Origin of the sequence: Xanthomarina sp., assembly GCF_035306605.1 — a bacterium.
Taxonomy (GTDB): Bacteria; Bacteroidota; Bacteroidia; order Flavobacteriales; family Flavobacteriaceae; genus Xanthomarina.
The window spans coordinates 22,642-39,433 of the sequence record NZ_DATGNR010000026.1 but is presented as its reverse complement, the minus strand read 5'-3'; the positions used below and the strand labels follow the sequence as shown (position 1 = coordinate 39,433).

The 16,792-nt window shown below is 35.3% G+C and carries 12 protein-coding genes and 1 pseudogene; 6 read left to right on the top strand and 7 right to left on the bottom strand.

Annotated elements, in window-relative coordinates:
* A pseudogene (locus VKY41_RS03615) lies at positions 1-501 on the top strand (Na+:solute symporter); the annotation flags it as partial.
* A 67-nt stretch (positions 502-568) separates the two neighbouring features.
* Here the strand turns inward: VKY41_RS03615 and VKY41_RS03610 are convergent.
* The 7 genes from VKY41_RS03610 to VKY41_RS03580 form a co-directional block, all read right to left on the bottom strand.
* Complete coding sequence (locus VKY41_RS03610; protein ID WP_500813072.1) at positions 569-862, bottom strand: F0F1 ATP synthase subunit delta/epsilon; 294 nt, start codon at positions 860-862, stop codon at positions 569-571.
* 49 nt (positions 863-911) lie between these two features.
* Positions 912-2,420 carry a F0F1 ATP synthase subunit beta gene (atpD, locus tag VKY41_RS03605; protein ID WP_500813071.1) on the bottom strand — a complete coding sequence of 503 codons (1,509 nt, stop codon included), beginning with the start codon at positions 2,418-2,420 and terminating at the stop codon, positions 912-914.
* Positions 2,421-2,624: 204 nt separating this feature from the next.
* Positions 2,625-4,238, bottom strand: a complete 1,614-nt coding sequence (locus VKY41_RS03600) for a G-D-S-L family lipolytic protein (protein WP_500813073.1) — start codon at positions 4,236-4,238, stop codon at positions 2,625-2,627.
* Between the two features lie 19 nt (positions 4,239-4,257).
* On the bottom strand, positions 4,258-7,008 hold the full coding sequence (locus VKY41_RS03595; protein ID WP_500813070.1) for a TonB-dependent receptor: 2,751 nt from the start codon (positions 7,006-7,008) through the stop codon (positions 4,258-4,260).
* A 395-nt stretch (positions 7,009-7,403) separates the two neighbouring features.
* Complete coding sequence (gene glmS, locus VKY41_RS03590) at positions 7,404-9,251, bottom strand: glutamine--fructose-6-phosphate transaminase (isomerizing) (RefSeq protein WP_500813069.1); 1,848 nt, start codon at positions 9,249-9,251, stop codon at positions 7,404-7,406.
* A 6-nt stretch (positions 9,252-9,257) separates the two neighbouring features.
* Positions 9,258-10,862: a BamH family beta-barrel-assembly machinery protein gene (gene bamH / locus VKY41_RS03585; protein ID WP_500813068.1), complete on the bottom strand. Its 1,605-nt coding sequence runs from the start codon at positions 10,860-10,862 to the stop codon at positions 9,258-9,260.
* 25 nt (positions 10,863-10,887) lie between these two features.
* Positions 10,888-11,697, bottom strand: coding sequence for a glycogen/starch synthase (locus VKY41_RS03580; protein ID WP_500813067.1), 810 nt, complete (start codon positions 11,695-11,697; stop codon positions 10,888-10,890).
* Positions 11,698-11,803: 106 nt separating this feature from the next.
* On the opposite strand from VKY41_RS03580, the gene panC reads away from it, so the two are divergent.
* The 5 genes from panC to radA all read left to right on the top strand — a co-directional run bounded on the left by panC (position 11,804) and on the right by radA (position 16,644).
* Positions 11,804-12,652: a pantoate--beta-alanine ligase gene (gene panC / locus VKY41_RS03575; RefSeq protein WP_500813066.1), complete on the top strand. Its 849-nt coding sequence runs from the start codon at positions 11,804-11,806 to the stop codon at positions 12,650-12,652.
* A gap of 13 nt (positions 12,653-12,665) precedes the next feature.
* Positions 12,666-13,016: an aspartate 1-decarboxylase gene (gene panD / locus VKY41_RS03570; RefSeq protein WP_500813065.1), complete on the top strand. Its 351-nt coding sequence runs from the start codon at positions 12,666-12,668 to the stop codon at positions 13,014-13,016.
* Between the two features lies 1 nt (position 13,017).
* Positions 13,018-13,992, top strand: coding sequence for a lysylphosphatidylglycerol synthase transmembrane domain-containing protein (locus VKY41_RS03565; RefSeq protein ID WP_500813064.1), 975 nt, complete (start codon positions 13,018-13,020; stop codon positions 13,990-13,992).
* Positions 13,993-14,070: 78 nt separating this feature from the next.
* The gene (locus VKY41_RS03560) at positions 14,071-15,219 is read left to right on the top strand and encodes an alpha/beta hydrolase (protein ID WP_500813063.1); all 1,149 of its coding nucleotides are present in this window, start codon (positions 14,071-14,073) and stop codon (positions 15,217-15,219) included.
* A 66-nt stretch (positions 15,220-15,285) separates the two neighbouring features.
* Positions 15,286-16,644 (top strand): DNA repair protein RadA, encoded by a 1,359-nt coding sequence (gene radA, locus VKY41_RS03555; protein WP_500813062.1) that lies wholly within the window; start codon positions 15,286-15,288, stop codon positions 16,642-16,644.
* Positions 16,645-16,792: the final 148 nt, after the last annotated feature.

The window sequence follows — 16,792 nt, the reverse complement described above, 5'->3', positions numbered from 1 at the left end:
TGGTGGCGTATTAATGCTTGGAGTGAAATATCAGCCATGTTTGTATCAGGAGTGGTTTCTATCTTATTAAACTTTACTGAATTGGGGACATACTTTTTTGGGGGGGAAGGACTGCTTCCTGCTTGGGCAAAATTTCCAACGGTGGTGTTAGTAACTACCATAGCTTGGTTAGCAGTTACTTTTTTAACGCAAGCAGAAAGTGCCGGTGTTTTACGTAATTTCTATAAGAAAATTCAACCAGGTGGTCCAGGATGGGAAAAGATTGTCAAGGAAGCTCGTGAGGATAACGAGGAATTAGAGGACAATAAAGAGGGTTGGAGCGTACCTTCGGGTATACTAGCTATGTTGGTAGGTTCGGCTTTAATTTACAGTGTTATGTTTGCTACTGGTTACTTTATTTATGGCGAATATACCCAAGCCTTAATGCTGACTGGTGCGGCTTGTATTTTTGCTTGGTTGCTATTGAAACTTTGGAAAAAGATTAAAGTAAACATCTTATAAAACAAAAGAGACTGCCTTTTTAGACAGTCTCTTTTTTATTTATGAAATCTTGAATGTTTTAGAAAAGCTATTCAACTAAGATAATTACTTTATTATCTTTCATTTCTATAGTTCCCGATTCGATGTTTAAAACCAACAATTTATCGTTGTCTCTATGAGGAACTATTTCTGCAGGCAATTCATCAAACACTAAATGACTTTGTGTATGTGTATGAATTCTGATAGTACCTTTTTCTAAAAGAGAAACAACAGGCGCGTGATTTTTTAGCATTTCAAACTCGCCATTTATTCCAGGAACAACAACCGAATCAACTTCGTTACTAAATAAGGTGGCTTCTGGTGATACAATTTCTAAAAACATATTCTTTTAGTTATAAGTTATAAGTTTCAATGTGAAACTCGAAACGTTGTTATGCTTCTGCAAGCATTTTCTCTCCAGCTTCAATAGCTTCTTCAATAGAACCTTTAAGGTTAAACGCTGCTTCTGGAAGGTGATCTAATTTACCATCCATAATCATGTTAAATCCTTTAATAGTTTCTTTAATGTCAACTAAAACTCCTGGGATACCAGTAAATTGTTCTGCTACGTGGAATGGTTGAGATAAGAAACGTTGTACACGTCTTGCTCTACCAACAGCCATTTTATCTTCTTCAGATAATTCTTCCATTCCAAGAATGGCAATAATATCTTGTAATTCTTTATAACGTTGTAATAACTCTTTTACTCTTTGTGCACAAGCATAGTGCTCATCACCTAAAATCTCAGCTGTTAAAATTCTTGAAGTAGAATCTAATGGATCTACCGCAGGATAAATACCTAACTCTGCAATTTTACGAGATAATACGGTTGTAGCATCTAAGTGGGCAAACGTAGTTGCAGGAGCCGGGTCAGTTAAATCATCTGCAGGTACGTAAACCGCTTGTACAGATGTAATAGATCCTCTTTTTGTTGATGTAATACGCTCTTGCATCGCACCCATTTCAGTAGCTAAGGTTGGTTGGTAACCTACCGCAGAAGGCATACGACCTAATAATGCGGATACCTCAGAACCAGCTTGAGTAAAACGGAAAATATTATCTACGAAGAAAAGTACGTCTTTTCCTTGTCCTTCTCCAGCACCATCACGGAAATACTCAGCAATAGTTAATCCAGATAGGGCAACACGTGCACGTGCTCCAGGAGGTTCGTTCATTTGTCCGAATACGAAAGTTGCTTTAGAATCTTTCATAAGTGATTTATCAACTTTAGATAAATCCCATCCGCCTTCTTCCATAGACTTCATGAAATCATCACCGTAACGGATAATTCCTGATTCTAACATCTCACGTAGTAAATCGTTTCCTTCACGAGTTCTTTCACCAACTCCTGCGAAAACTGAAAGACCACCGTGACCTTTAGCAATATTGTTAATCAACTCCTGAATTAATACAGTTTTACCTACACCAGCACCACCAAATAATCCAATTTTACCTCCTTTTGCATAAGGCTCAATTAAATCGATTACTTTAATACCAGTAAATAAAACTTCTGTTGAAGTTGATAAGTCTTCAAATTTAGGTGCTTGTCTGTGAATTGGTAAACCTGCTTCACCAGCTTTAGGTAAGTTTCCAAGACCATCAATGGCATCACCAATAACATTAAATAAACGACCATATACATCTTCGCCTATTGGCATTTGTATTGGCGCTCCAGTAGCGTGAACCTCTGTACCTCGGCTTAAACCGTCAGATGAGTCCATAGCAATAGTACGTACGGTGTCTTCTCCAATGTGGGATTGTACCTCTAATACTAAAACAGAACCATCAGTTCTTCTAATTTCTAATGAATCGTAAATCTTTGGAAGTTCAGTGCCAGCACCGAATTCTACATCGATAACCGGACCTACTACTTGTGCAACTTTACCTGTAACTTTTGACATTACTATTATGTTTATTTATTTCCTATATGTTTCATATGAAAAATCGCAGATTATATCTGGTTGGATATAAGCGTTTTTTCGCGCTGCAAATATAGGAGTTTTAATTTAAAAACCACAGCTATTTTTTTGCCTTTTTTATATACAAAAAACGCCTTCCATCCAGAATAGGGATTGAAGGCGTTTTTAAAAACTTAATTACTTATATTATTGTAAGCTAGGAGGGTAGTTTGTAGGATAGCTTCCTGGATTAACAAAATTTCCTGAAGCTTCAAAGTTAGATCCGTATGTGGCATCTATAGCTTTCATCATTTCGTTAGCCATAATAGCATAACCTCTAGCAGTTAAATGTACACCATCTAAACTAGCTAGACCACCTGTTACTAAATCTGTAGTTAAGATATAGTTTCCTGAATGGTAACCTGTAGTAGCTGCTTGAATTAAAATACTTTTAAAATCAACTAAAGCAAGTCCGTTGGCACTAGCAACAGCTTCAATAGTTGTGTTGTAAGCATCTGTTGCGTTTTTAATAGCTGTTTGTTCTTGTGGTAATAACACCCATTTATCTTCTAATGGATGAGTAATTCCTTCTATAGAGAATTGTCCTGCTAATTGTTGTGGGATACCTTGACCCATTAAAACACCAACATTAGCCATATTAACAGTACCTATAACATTGCTGCTTGGTAATACAAATAAATCAGCTTCTGTTGCTTGTCTTGTTTGACCATAAGTGTCTCCTAATAAATTAGCAACTAAAGGAGCTGCTGCAGGAGGTAATCCAAATTGTCCAATAAAATCTGGAAAGGTAGGACTTGCCATTAAAGCAGCTTTAATTTGAGCGGATATATCTGTTAAGTATTCATCTTTAACAACTACTGCGCTTGCTTCTGTTTCAGAGAAAACAATTTTACGATTAGGTTCTCCTAAAGCGTCATAAATTTGATTTAAAGCTCCAAAAATAGAATTTAGCATTGGAATTTGAGGTCCAAAACTTGGATTTGTAGGATCTAGCGGGTTATGTGGAACCGTAGTAAAATGTGCTAAACTAGTAATGTATGGTACATTTGCTACCACACCTTTAGCTTTAGGTTCTGTTGGTCCTACTAAAGCGTCTACTGTTGCAGAGAATGATGCAGCAAATACGTTCGGGTCTGTAATATCAGATCCGCCATAAGTTGTAGGGTCAAAATTACCAGTTTGGTCAACCCCAGTTCCACCAGAAAGAGCATACGCTAAAACGTCGTTACCTCCTATTTCAGATAATGTAAAGAAGGTTGGGTTTTGAGCCACAGCATCGGCTAAAACAGTTGCACCAGCACTTGAAGCCATACGTCCGAAATAAGGGTTTGCAACACCATATCCTGGGTAATTTAAATGGAAACTTTTTAAACCTGGAATACCATAGTTGTTAAAAGATCCTGTTAAATGATCTGTAATTTGTGTAGTTGGTGTGGCTGGAAGTTGAGCAGGTCCAGAACCATTAAAATATAATCTAGGATTAACAACTACAGTCGATCCCATCACAAAACCTCCAATATTATCGTTCATTAAAGGTTGGTTAAAACTTCCTCCACCTAACAATTCAAATTTCTTTGCTAGAATGTTTGGGAACGAATTTTCTTGTCCAGCAATAAATAGGGCGTTGTCCGTATATCCTGCAGAAAAAGATGCTCCTACTGCAACATAGTTAGAGAAATCAACTTCTCCTCCAACTAGGCTTGGTAAGTTTTGGTCTGCTGTTGAGGACGAATCATCGTCGTTGTTACATGCTGTAAAGCCCATAAGCACAGCAAGTAACCAGATATATTTTGTTTTCATATGATATTTTTTCATGTTTTTATAAGTTGTTAATTGTCCATGATACGTAATAAATAGATCCAATGTTACCGGTACCAATAGCAGTAAAGTATTCTTCACCTAAAACATTAGAAGCCCCTACTTTAAATACCGATTTAAGTTTTGGAATGGTATAGTTAATTTGTGCATCCATAGAGTGGAAAGCAGGAATTTCACCGTCTCCGAATGAAGCTTGCCAAGTGTAATTATCACTCCATTTCCAAGCTACGTTAAATCCTAGGTTTTTAACTAATTCTGTATGTCCAAATGAAACTTTTACTTTGTGCTCAGGCGTGTTAAATCCAGTTCTGAAATCAGGATTTGTATCTTGATCAAAATCTTCTTTAGCATAAGTATAACTACCATCTAAGTCGAAGCCATTAAAAACTTTCAATCCTAGTCCAATAGCAGCACCAAATGATTGTACAGCTACATCCGAGTTAGTATATGCTTGATAAACTTGGTAATCGCCATTAGCTAAAGCTCCAAGTGATAAGCCATTGTCACCAGCTACTCCGTATAAAGGAGCAACAACGTATTCATTAGCAATGAAGTCTTTGTATTTGTTGTAGTACACACTTAAATCAACAGTTACTATGTCTAATTTTCCTCTATATCCAACTTCCATAGAGGTTACTTGTTCTGGTTGAACAATATCTGGATTTCCAACAACTAAATCGGCAGGATTAGAAGATGCAGCAAATTTTTCAACAGATTTACGTGAGTATGAGTTGCTATAAGCAGCTCCACCTGTTTGGGTGATAGTTGCTGGCTGTCCGAAACCTATTTGACCTGCAGCACTAATACTATAGTCTCTAGTATATCTATCTAAGTTATCAGGAGCAGAACCAACTAATACGTATGGTCCAGCATCAAGTCCTATAAATAAATCTTGAGTGGTTGGGTTTCTAAATCCAGTTTGAACTGAAGCTCTAATATTGTGGTTTCTGTTAACTGTTAAACCAGCTGAAATTCTTGGAGATACGAAACCATCATAAAATTCTGATTTATCGTAACGTGCAGAACCTGTTAATTTCAATTCTAAGCCTTCGCTTAGGTCAAATTGTTTTTGTAATTGTGTATAAATTCCAAATTCAGAATAAGGAATTGATCCGTCAAAATCAGTGTAGATAGTTCCAGATGAGTTTAAATCGTAACGTCTGTATGATCCACCTGCTTGAACTTCTACAACATCCCAAAGGTGACTGAAGTTATAGTTAGCATCAGCATGGTAATATTTAGAAGCATCTTGGAATTTAGATCCCGTTACCAATTGTGGGTCGTTGATACTTTTGTTTTTAGCAGCTAGAAATTGTGGTGATCCTGGTTCAAATCTACCAGTTTCTGCAACTTGTCTCGCTAAAGCGTGTGCCTCATCTTCTGTGGCACCTCCTAAAGTTGCTCCAGCAAAGGTTTGAATGTATTCTTGAAACCACTGTTGGTCACTTTTCCAAGCTCTGTTAATTTGAATTCCAGTAACAGTCATATCATAAGAATCACCCGCTTTATCAGCAACGATATAACCTCTTAAAAAGAAATTGTCATTTTTTAACTCTAATTTATGTTGTTCTTGAAAGAAGTTTTCAATGTTATAACGGTTCGATCCTTGATAAATAGTAGATCCTGTACCAACTTTACCTACATAAGCTACTTCAAAATCGTTTGCCCATGGACGGTAGTATAATCCCCAGTCAGCTTTTATGCTTTCTGCATTGTAATCTGTTAAATCTCTTTCTTCATATCCTGTTCTACTTACAACCACATCTGGAATAATACCTAGTCCACCAGAAGCAGCACGTATGTTTGTAGCAACCTCATCACCATATACGTTGTACCCATCGTAGTTGATACTTGCTCTACTATTTCCAGTTCCAGGCTTTCCTTGGTAGTTTGTAGCATACCAATCGGTTCCTTTTAACCATCCAAAGTTAACTTTAGCTGCAAATTTATCACTGAATTTATGAGCTAATCTAAGACCAAGATCTCTATAAGTGTTGTCTCCAGCAGCATCTTGAGAAGTAATTCCGCGTTTGTAATATCCGCTAATACCTTGAACATCGAAAGGGTTTTTACTTGTCATAAAAAGAATCCCGTTAAAGGCGTTTGCTCCGTATAATGCTGAAGCCGCTCCAGGAAGTAACTCAACACTTTGTACATCCGTTTCAATCATCCCTACCAAGTTTCCTATTGGGAAGTTTAAAGCAGGAGTAGAGTTATCCATCCCATCAACCAATTGCATAAAACGTGTGTTGGCGAAAGAGGCAAAACCTCTTGTATTTATTGAGTTAAATGTTAAACTATTGGTGTTAATATCTACACCTTTTAAATTTTCTAAACCATTGTAAAAATCGGCAGATGCAGTGCTTTTAAGCTCTTTTAAACCAAAACGCTCTACGGTTACTGGCGATTCGAAGATTCTCTCTGGAGTTCTTGAAGCAGAGATAACTACTTCGTCCAATGAGGTTCCTTCTTTCAATTCAAAATTAACAGTTTGATTGTTAGATGTAATCGTTTGGTTGGCGGTGCTAAACCCTACGCTACTTACTTGTAGAGTAAAAGGAAGCTCCTGATTTGCTGTTAATACGTAGTTTCCATCGAAATCGGTAACGGTACCGGTCGATGTTCCTAAAATAATAACGTTGGCTCCAGGAATTGGTTGACTGTTATCGTCAGTAACAGTTCCTGAAATTGTTGTTTGTGAATAGGTTAATCCACAAAAAAACAACAATAAAAGTGAAAGGATTGATTTCATTTTATAGTTTTAGTTAATTATTAATTGATTTAGTTATTTATTAGTAGGCAATATAAATAATATTATGAAAACTTTAAGAAAATATTGAGGAAATGTATGCGTGCATAGCATTTTTAACAAAATCATCCTTAATTTTTGAATATTTTGAATGTAAGGTAAACAGGTGTGATAGGGGCATTTTTATAAAATTAAAATTTATATCAAAGTTGTTTTTGCTAGGCTAATATTACTTAAATGACTACGAATTGAAGGAAATATTTTTTAACTTTTGGTTTTTTTTAACATCATTTATGGCTTGAGAATAGTTATTTAAATGTGTAAAATCTAGGTTGAAACAAATAAAAAATGGAAGGTTTTAGGCCTTCCATTTTCTTATATTGAGTTATTTCTAACGCTTATTCTACAGTTACAGATTTAGCTAGATTTCTAGGCTGATCCACATTCTTATCCAATAACACAGCAATGTGATAGGATAGTAACTGCAATGGTATAGTAGTTAATAAAGGGGATAAAGACTCTAATGTTTCCGGAATTTCAATGACGTAATCTGCTAATCTTCTAACATCCGTGTCTCCTTCAGTTACAATAGCAATAATTTTTCCTTTTCTAGCTTTTATTTCCTCAATATTGCTCACTATTTTCTCGTAGTGTCCTTTTTTAGGGGCAATAACAATGACAGGCATATTTTCGTCAATCAAAGCAATTGGCCCGTGCTTCATTTCGGCAGCTGGATAGCCTTCGGCATGAATATAGGAGATTTCCTTTAATTTAAGAGCGCCTTCTAAGGCTACTGGGAAGTTATATCCTCTACCTAAATACAAACAGTTTTTAGCTTCTTTGTATTTGTTGGCAATCATTTTAATATGGTCTTCAGATTCTAAAGCTTTTTGTACTTTCTCAGGAATTAGTTCTAATTCTTGTAAATGAGATCTGAATTCTGGAGCTGAAAGTTCACCTTTTAATTTGGCTAATTTTAAAGCTATTAGGGTTAAAACAGTTATTTGTGTAGTAAATGCTTTGGTAGATGCTACACCAATCTCAGGCCCTGCATGTGTGTAGGCACCAGCATGAGTTTCTCTAGCAATAGACGAACCAACAACATTACAAACTCCAAATACAAAGGCACCATTGGCTTTTGCTAATTTTATAGCTGCTAAAGTATCAGCTGTTTCACCAGACTGTGAAATAGCAATCACCACATCTTTATTGGTAATAACTGGGTTTCTATATCGGAATTCTGAAGCGTATTCTACTTCTACAGGAATTCTTGCAATGTCTTCAAAAATATACTCGGCTACCAATCCTGCATGCCAAGAAGTACCACAAGCAACCACTATAATGCGATTAGCGTTTAAAAACTTTTCGATATTATCGTCAATACCCGCCATTCTAATAAGACCATCCTGAACAAGAAGTCTTCCTCGGTAAGTATCTTTTATAGCGTTAGGTTGCTCATAAATTTCTTTAAGCATAAAATGGTCGTAACCACCTTTTTCTATCTGTTCCAAATTCATTTGTAGTTCCTGAATGTATGGTTCTACAATTGAATCGTCTTTTATTTTTCTAATTTTTATGCCCTTTTTAAGTCTAATAATGGCCATTTCTTCATCTTCTAAATAAATGGCATTTTTAGTGTATTCTAAAAACGGTGAGGCATCACTTGCAATAAAGAATTCATTTTCTCCAACACCAACGGCTAATGGGCTACCTAATCGGGCAATGACAATTTCGTCTGGTTTGGTTTTATCGAAAACAGCTATCGCATAAGCACCAATTACTTGGTTTAAGGCTACTTGAACAGCTTTACCTAACTTAAGGTTTCCTTTAGTTTTAACGTCTTCAATTAAATTTATAAGAACTTCTGTGTCTGTATCTGATTGGAAGGTATAACCTCTGGTGGTTAACTCGGTTCTAAGAGATTCGTAATTTTCAATAATCCCGTTATGGATAATTACTAAATCACCCGAGTTAGAGTAGTGCGGATGTGCATTAACATCGTTTGGTACACCATGTGTTGCCCAACGTGTATGCCCAATTCCAATATTTCCTTTAGATGACATGCTAGTACCAACCTTAGCTTCAAGATCGGCAACTTTGCCTTTGGTCTTGCAAACATTTAGATCGTTTCCGTCAAATAAAGCAACTCCTGCGCTATCATATCCACGATATTCTAGTCTTCTTAAACCTTCAATAATGATTGGGAAGGCCTCTCTTTGGCCAATATATCCTACAATTCCACACATAGTTTATTAATTATCTGGTTGAGTGTAATAAATTTCTAATTGAACTCTTTTGTTTTCAGGGACATTTAAATTGCTACCATGCAAAACAGTTCCTTTTGGAGATAATGCGGTTCCAACAGGAATACCTTCTAAGGTATTATCATTTAAAATATAAGAATTATTTATCTCATTAATATTATTTGTAAGATACAACCCTAACTTGAAATTAGTTGAATCTCTTAATAGAATGCTATTTAAATGTTCAGTCATTTTTATTTTATACCTAACACCTTTTCCAGTAGCATCTCTTTCTAAAGGAGATGAGAAGTTTTGTTTAGAACTCATCGGGTTCGTTGTGTTTGTAGTGGTATCGTAAAAATAATCTACAATAGGAATATTGTTTTTTAAATCGTAAAGTATTACTCGGTTTGGTTGTTGTTCTTTTATGTTATTGGTTTGATTCTGGTCAACATAAAAAACCAAATTAGCCTCGTTAATTAATCGGCTAGGTTTTCCATTAGCATCTTTATAAAGTAAGTTGAATTCTTCTAAAACAATTGGGTCTTTAAATAACTCTACAACTGCTACTGCACCTTCACCACCTTTTAAATAAAGAGATTGGTCGCCATTTACCAAGTCGGCATTATCATTAGCATTGTTTAATAATGAAACAGCTATAGGATCTAATGACGTGGTGCTAGCTCTGTTAGCTTTAAAGTTCATTACAAATTTGTTGTTTCTAACTAGAGCTCCATCTACGATTTTGTTATAATACACCGTTAGGTTTGCTGCAGAACTATTAAAGTTTAGCATAAAAGCACTTCCAACGTTACTCCCGTCTTGAGGTTCTATTTTAAAATATAAGCCTCTAAAATAATCTTTAAAGTTATTAGCGTTACTAAGAACAGGACTTCCTTGCTTGTCTAATAATAAGTTTTTCCAGAAGGAACCTCCAGGATTTGAAAGTCTGACGTGTAAACTTGGAGCAATTCTATTGGTTTCCACAGTATATTCTCCGTCTTCATCTTGTTCGTAAAGGATGTGTTCAAGCTCACTAGGTACAAAAGCTGGATTATGATATAAAGTATCGCCTAAATTGCTATCTGCTCCAAACTCGCTATTATTAGAATAATACAACTGTGGATCAGTGTCCTCAGTTGCGGCGTTATAATCTCTAAGGAAATACTTAGATCTATATATAGTTAATTTTATAGGATTGTTTTTTCCATAAACAGAATCCAATTTATATTCCGACTCATCTCCTGAAGACCCAATTTTAGTTGAGTAATAAGGAATGGTTAAATACGCATCGGCAAACTCTGGATTGGTGCCAAAATCTGGGTTGTAATATCCACTACCAGGTACTATTTGAGTTAAAATTTCATGCGTTGTATTACCATAAATAGGGTCTGAATAAATACCTAAAAAGTTTGAAGGGTAGTTGTTGCTCTGTAAAGGTTTTACTCTTTTATTATAAGCAACTACAGCAAATTTATCGCTATTGGTTTCAAAATTCTCTGATCCTTGAATGTCGCTTTCTAAGGAACTATAATCGTTATCGCAAGCAATAAAAGCAATCCCGATGAGAGATAAAATGCTAATAAATTTTGAAACTTTAATGACTTTTTTCATAAAATATAATATCGAATAATTGGGTCTAACCTAAAACTTTCGTGTTGTAAAAGTCTGTATAAGCTTCTGCAAACTCATCTTTTGGTTTGTAGTCTAGTACAGGCTTTTTAGAATCTTTTAAATGTTTTATTAATTCTTCTGGAATTTCTTCCGAACCTACAATTAACGCATCTGAATGATCGATTGCAATTTTCATTAAGTTGCTATATGTTGGCTCTTTTAAATCTTTAACAAAGGCATCTTCGATATTATCAAACTTAACTTTGTTAATTAAATCTTTGTTTAACGTGCCATCAAAACTTTGACTGTAAATAGATGTAACTATCTTGCTTTCGTTAAATAAAGGTTCGTCTTTATAAAACTGTTTTAGATAAACCGGCAATAATGATGCCAACCAACCATGTACATGAATAACATCTGGAGCCCAATTCAATTTTTTAACGGTTTCTATCACGCCTTTCGCAAAGAAAATAGCTCTTTCGTCGTTATCTGGAAAAAGATCACCATCCTCATCGGTTAAAGTGGCCTTTCTTTTAAAATATTCGTCGTTGTCAATAAAATAAACCTGAATACGTTCCTTTGGAATAGACGCCACCTTAATAATTAAAGGCATGTCTAAATCGTTAATAACCAAATTAATTCCTGAGAGTCTGATTACCTCATGCAATTGGTGTCTTCTTTCATTAATATTCCCGTATCTTGGCATAAAAATCCTTATTTGCCCACCTTGTTGGTTCACCATTCTAGGCGCCTCAAAGGACATTGAAGAAATTTCGGTTTCTGGTAAATAGGGTACAACTTCAGATGATACGTATAATATCCTCTTATCTTTCATAAATCTAACTCTTTTGGGTAATTCAAAATAAAATCATGCAAAAATACAAAAATTTATGCAGATTCGCTGTAAAATATTAAGTTTGCACCCGTTAATAATTTATAAGGTGAAGATTTTTTCAGAAAAGACCCAAATTCAAAATGCCATTCAGCAAATTAAAACACAAGATTTGTCTGTTGGCTTTGTCCCAACCATGGGAGCACTACACGAAGGACATTTGTTTTTGGTGAAAGAAGCTTTAAGGGATAATCAGGTAGTAGTAGTTAGTATTTTTGTTAATCCTACACAGTTTGATAATAAGGATGATCTTAAAAAATATCCAAGAACTTTAGAGAAGGATGTGGCATTATTGGAAAGCATTTCTAAAGATATTCTTGTTTATGCCCCAACCGTAGATGATATTTATGATGGAAATGCTGTAGCACAAGTTTTCAATTTCGACGGATTGGAGTTTGAAATGGAAGGTAGATTTAGAGCAGGACATTTTGACGGTGTTGGAACCATAGTTAAACGTTTGTTCGAAATTGTTACGCCAGATATGGCTTACTTTGGAGAAAAGGACTATCAGCAATTAATGATCATAAAAAAGCTAGTTGAAAAACATAATATTCCTGTTCAAATTGTTGGATGCGATATTTATAGAGAAGCAAATGGTCTAGCCATGAGTTCTAGAAATGTGCGTTTAAAGGAAGATTATAAAGATGCTGCCCCGTTTATTTATAAAACATTAAAAGCTGCTAAAATTAAATTTGGCACAAAAAGTGCTAAGAGTGTTACGGAATGGGTTGAAAATGAATTTGCTAAGCACAAGTATTTAACTTTGGAATACTTTATTATTGCAGATGCAGAAACCTTGAAAGCCGTTAAAAGAAAAAATAAAAACAAATCATATCGTGCGTTTGTTGCTGTTTATGCAGACGATATTCGCTTAATAGACAATATAGCACTTAATTAATTATCTTTGCCACATGCAAGTACAAGTTGTAAAATCTAAAATTCACAGAGTAAAATGCACAGGTGCAGAATTAAATTACATTGGTAGTATTACTATCGATGAGGATTTAATGGATGCTGCCAATATTATTCAAGGTGAAAAAGTTCAGATTGTAAATAACGACAATGGAGAGCGTTTAGAAACATACGTTATTCCTGGTCCAAGAAACAGTGGTGAAATCACACTGAATGGTGCTGCCGCTAGAAAAGTGGCCGTTGGTGATACGCTAATCTTAATGACCTACGCGTTTATGGATTTCGAAGAAGCTAAAGTATTTAAACCTGCTTTGGTGTTTCCTGATGAAGCCACCAACAGACTGATATAAGTTGAATAAAACATTAAAGAAATACCTAAAACTCTTACTCCCAATTTTTTTGGGAGTTTTTTTAATAGGTTATTCTTTATCCAAAGTACCCCTTAGTGAACTATTTGAATACGTTAAAAATGCCAATTATGCTTGGATATTTTTAGGGGTGCTTTGTGGTTTGTTAAGCCATTTATCTAGAGCCTACAGGTGGCGCTTTCAATTAGAGCCTTTAGGTTACAAAATTTCTTTTGGCAATAGCGTTATGGCTGTTTTTTCTGCTTATTTAATAAATTACACCATTCCAAGAGCAGGAGAAGTGGCTAGAGCATCTATTTTAACAACTTATGAAGGTGTTCCGTTTGAAAAAGGTTTTGGAACCATCGTGTCAGAACGCGTGGCCGATTTAATTGTGATGCTTGGAATTATTGGAATAACACTTTTTATCCAATTCGATTTTATTTATCAGTTTTTTGTTCAAAAATTCAACCCCTTAGTCATTATAGTAGGTCTTGTTATTTTGGCGCTTTTTGCCTTTGTAGGGTATAAGTATATTAAAATCAGTAAAACGTCTTTTGCTTTAAAAATTAAAAAGTTCCTTCTAGGACTTTTAGAAGGTGTTTTAAGTATTTTTAAAATGAAGAAGAAATGGGCATTTATTGCGCATACGCTTTTTATTTGGAGCATGTATATTGCCATGTTTTATTTAACTACTTTTTCATTAACTGAATTACATGGCATTTCTTTCGGAGCTGTTTTAATAGGGTTTATTTCTGCTACTTTTAGCATTGCTGCTACCAATGGAGGTATAGGTTCGTACCCTATAGCGGTATACGCTGCCTTTTCTCTTTTTGCTATCCCAGAATCGCCAAGCATGGCTTTTGGTTGGATTGTGTGGGCTTCGCAAACCTTGCTTCTTGTTTTGGCTGGCGGACTTTCTTTAATTTTATTGCCTGTTTTAAATAAGAATAAAGAATTGGGTATCTTCAAAAAGTAAGAATAAGTTTAAATTGCTATTATTTTAAATCTTATTGGTATTTTATTACCTTGCATGGCACCCTTAACCATGTAAAAAATGAAAAAACACATTTACTTATTAGTTTTTCTTGCTTGTGTACAGTTTGTAAAAGCACAAGTAATTTACGAACCTTTTAATTCTTCAAAATTAGGGGAGACTCGCCAAGTGAAGATTCAACTGCCTAGAGGTTACGATGCTCACCAGGATAAAAAATATCCTGTAATTTTGGTTTTTGATGGCGATTACATGTTCGAGGCTGTTGCAGGAAACACGGACTTTTATGCTTATTGGGAAGATATGCCAGACGCTATAGTAGTTGGGGTTAATCAAATTGATAGTAGGGAGGCAGATGTATCTTATTCAGAACAAAACTCTTTGCCTATTGAAACAGGAGCTGCATTTTTTGAGTTCATTGGAATGGAACTGCTTCCGTACTTAGATAAAACATATAGAACGGAAAAGTTTAGGGTGGCTATTGGCCATGGAGAAACTGCGAATTTTATAAATTATTTCTTGTTAAAACCTGATCCGCTATTTCGAGCCTATGTTGCCATAAGCCCAGATTTAGCTCCGAATATGGTGAGCTATATCCCTGAAAGATTAAGTAAATTCCAAACAAAGGTGTTTTATTATTTAGCTATTTCAGAAAATGATATAGCAGCTATTAAAGCAAACTCAGAAGCTTTAAATACAGCAATTAAAGGGGTAGATAATAAGAATGTACTTTACAATTTTAATAAACTTGAAGAACCTTCTCATTATTCTTTGCCAGCGTATGCCATTCCAGATGCATTACGAAAAATATTTCTTGTGTATCAACCTATTAGTAAACAAGAATATCGAGACACTATTTTAAAATTAGATTCGTCTCCCGTGGCTTATTTAGAAGAAAAATATCAAACCATCCATGAACTATTTGGCATTGATAAGCAAATTCTATTAAACGATTTCAAAGCAATTCAGGCCGCTATAGAAAAAACAGAGAATTTCGAATATTATGAGAGTTTAGGGAAATTGGCTAGGAAACACTATCCAAATACTATGTTGGGAAGTTATTATTTAGCAAGGTTTTATGAAGAAACTGGAGAGGCCAAAAAGGCAATGAAAACCTATCAGTCGGCTTATGTTTTAGAAGAAATAGGTGGAATTACTAAAGATTTGGTTTTAGAAAAAGCAAGTGAAATCAAGGCAGATTTCAACTATTAATTTGTTGCGTTATTTGGTAAAACAAGAATTACACTTAAACACTTTCCATTTTCAAGGGGAATAAATATGGCTAAAGTAAAAACAACCTTTTTTTGTCAAAATTGTGGTTCACAATATTCAAAATGGCAAGGACAATGTACAGCTTGTAAAGAGTGGAATACCATTACAGAAGAAGTAATTCAAAAAGCCGAAAAAAGCGACTGGAAAACACCTACTTCAATTGTAAAACGCGCTTCAAAACCATTGTTAATTAACGAAATTGATACCTCTCAAGAAGCTAGAATGATAACTAGCGACCAGGAGTTCAATCGCGTACTTGGTGGCGGTATTGTTCCTGGATCTTTAATTTTATTAGGGGGTGAGCCAGGAATAGGAAAAAGTACTTTGTTGCTTCAAATAGCCTTAAAGCTTCCTTACAAAACGCTTTACGTTTCGGGTGAGGAAAGTCAGCAGCAAATAAAAATGCGTGCTGAACGTATCAATCCCAATAGCAGCAATTGCTACATATTAACCGAAACAAAAACTCAAAATATTTTCAAACAGATTGAGGCTTTAGAGCCAGATATCGTAGTTATCGACTCAATTCAAACCCTACATAGCGAGTATATAGAATCGTCCTCGGGAAGTATTTCCCAAATAAAGGAATGTACTACGGAGTTGATAAAATTCGCAAAAGAAACAGCTACCCCCGTGGTTTTAATTGGTCACATTACCAAAGACGGGAATATTGCTGGACCAAAAATTTTGGAACACATGGTCGATACAGTTTTGCAGTTTGAAGGCGATAGAAATCACGTGTTTAGAATTCTTCGAGCAAACAAAAATCGCTTTGGTTCAACCAACGAACTAGGAATTTATGAAATGCAGGGTTCTGGTTTGCGAGAAGTGTCCAATCCGAGTGAAATTTTAATCTCCAAAAAGGATGACGAACTTTCAGGAAATGCCGTAGCTGCCACTCTTGAAGGCATGCGTCCCTTAATGATAGAGGTTCAAGCCTTGGTAAGTACGGCAGTTTACGGTACGCCACAACGCTCTGCAACCGGATTTAATGCCAAACGATTAAACATGCTATTGGCTGTTTTAGAAAAACGTGCTGGATTTAGATTGGGTGCAAAAGACGTGTTTTTAAATATCACAGGAGGAATTACGGTTGACGACCCCGCAATCGATTTAGCGGTAGTTGCAGCCATCTTATCTTCAAATGAAGACGAAGCCCTTCAAAAAGATTTCTGCTTTGCCGCAGAAGTTGGCCTGTCAGGAGAAATACGTCCGGTTCAAAGAGTGGAACAACGTATTTTGGAAGCCGAAAAATTAGGTTTTTCTACCATTTTTGTTTCTAAATACAATAAAATAGCATTGAAAAATACGATTATTAAAATCCAACTTATTTCCAAAATTGAAGATTTGGTTGGATTTATTGTTTGATACATACAAGTTTTTTAATCAATATTTACCCGTATAATCTTACTCTGTTTTTGTTTGTTAACCCGTTTTTTACCATTAGTTATCAGTTAAGTATATAAATTCCGGATTTCATTGTTTTTTCAATGTCTATTTTCCTAAAAATCGTTAT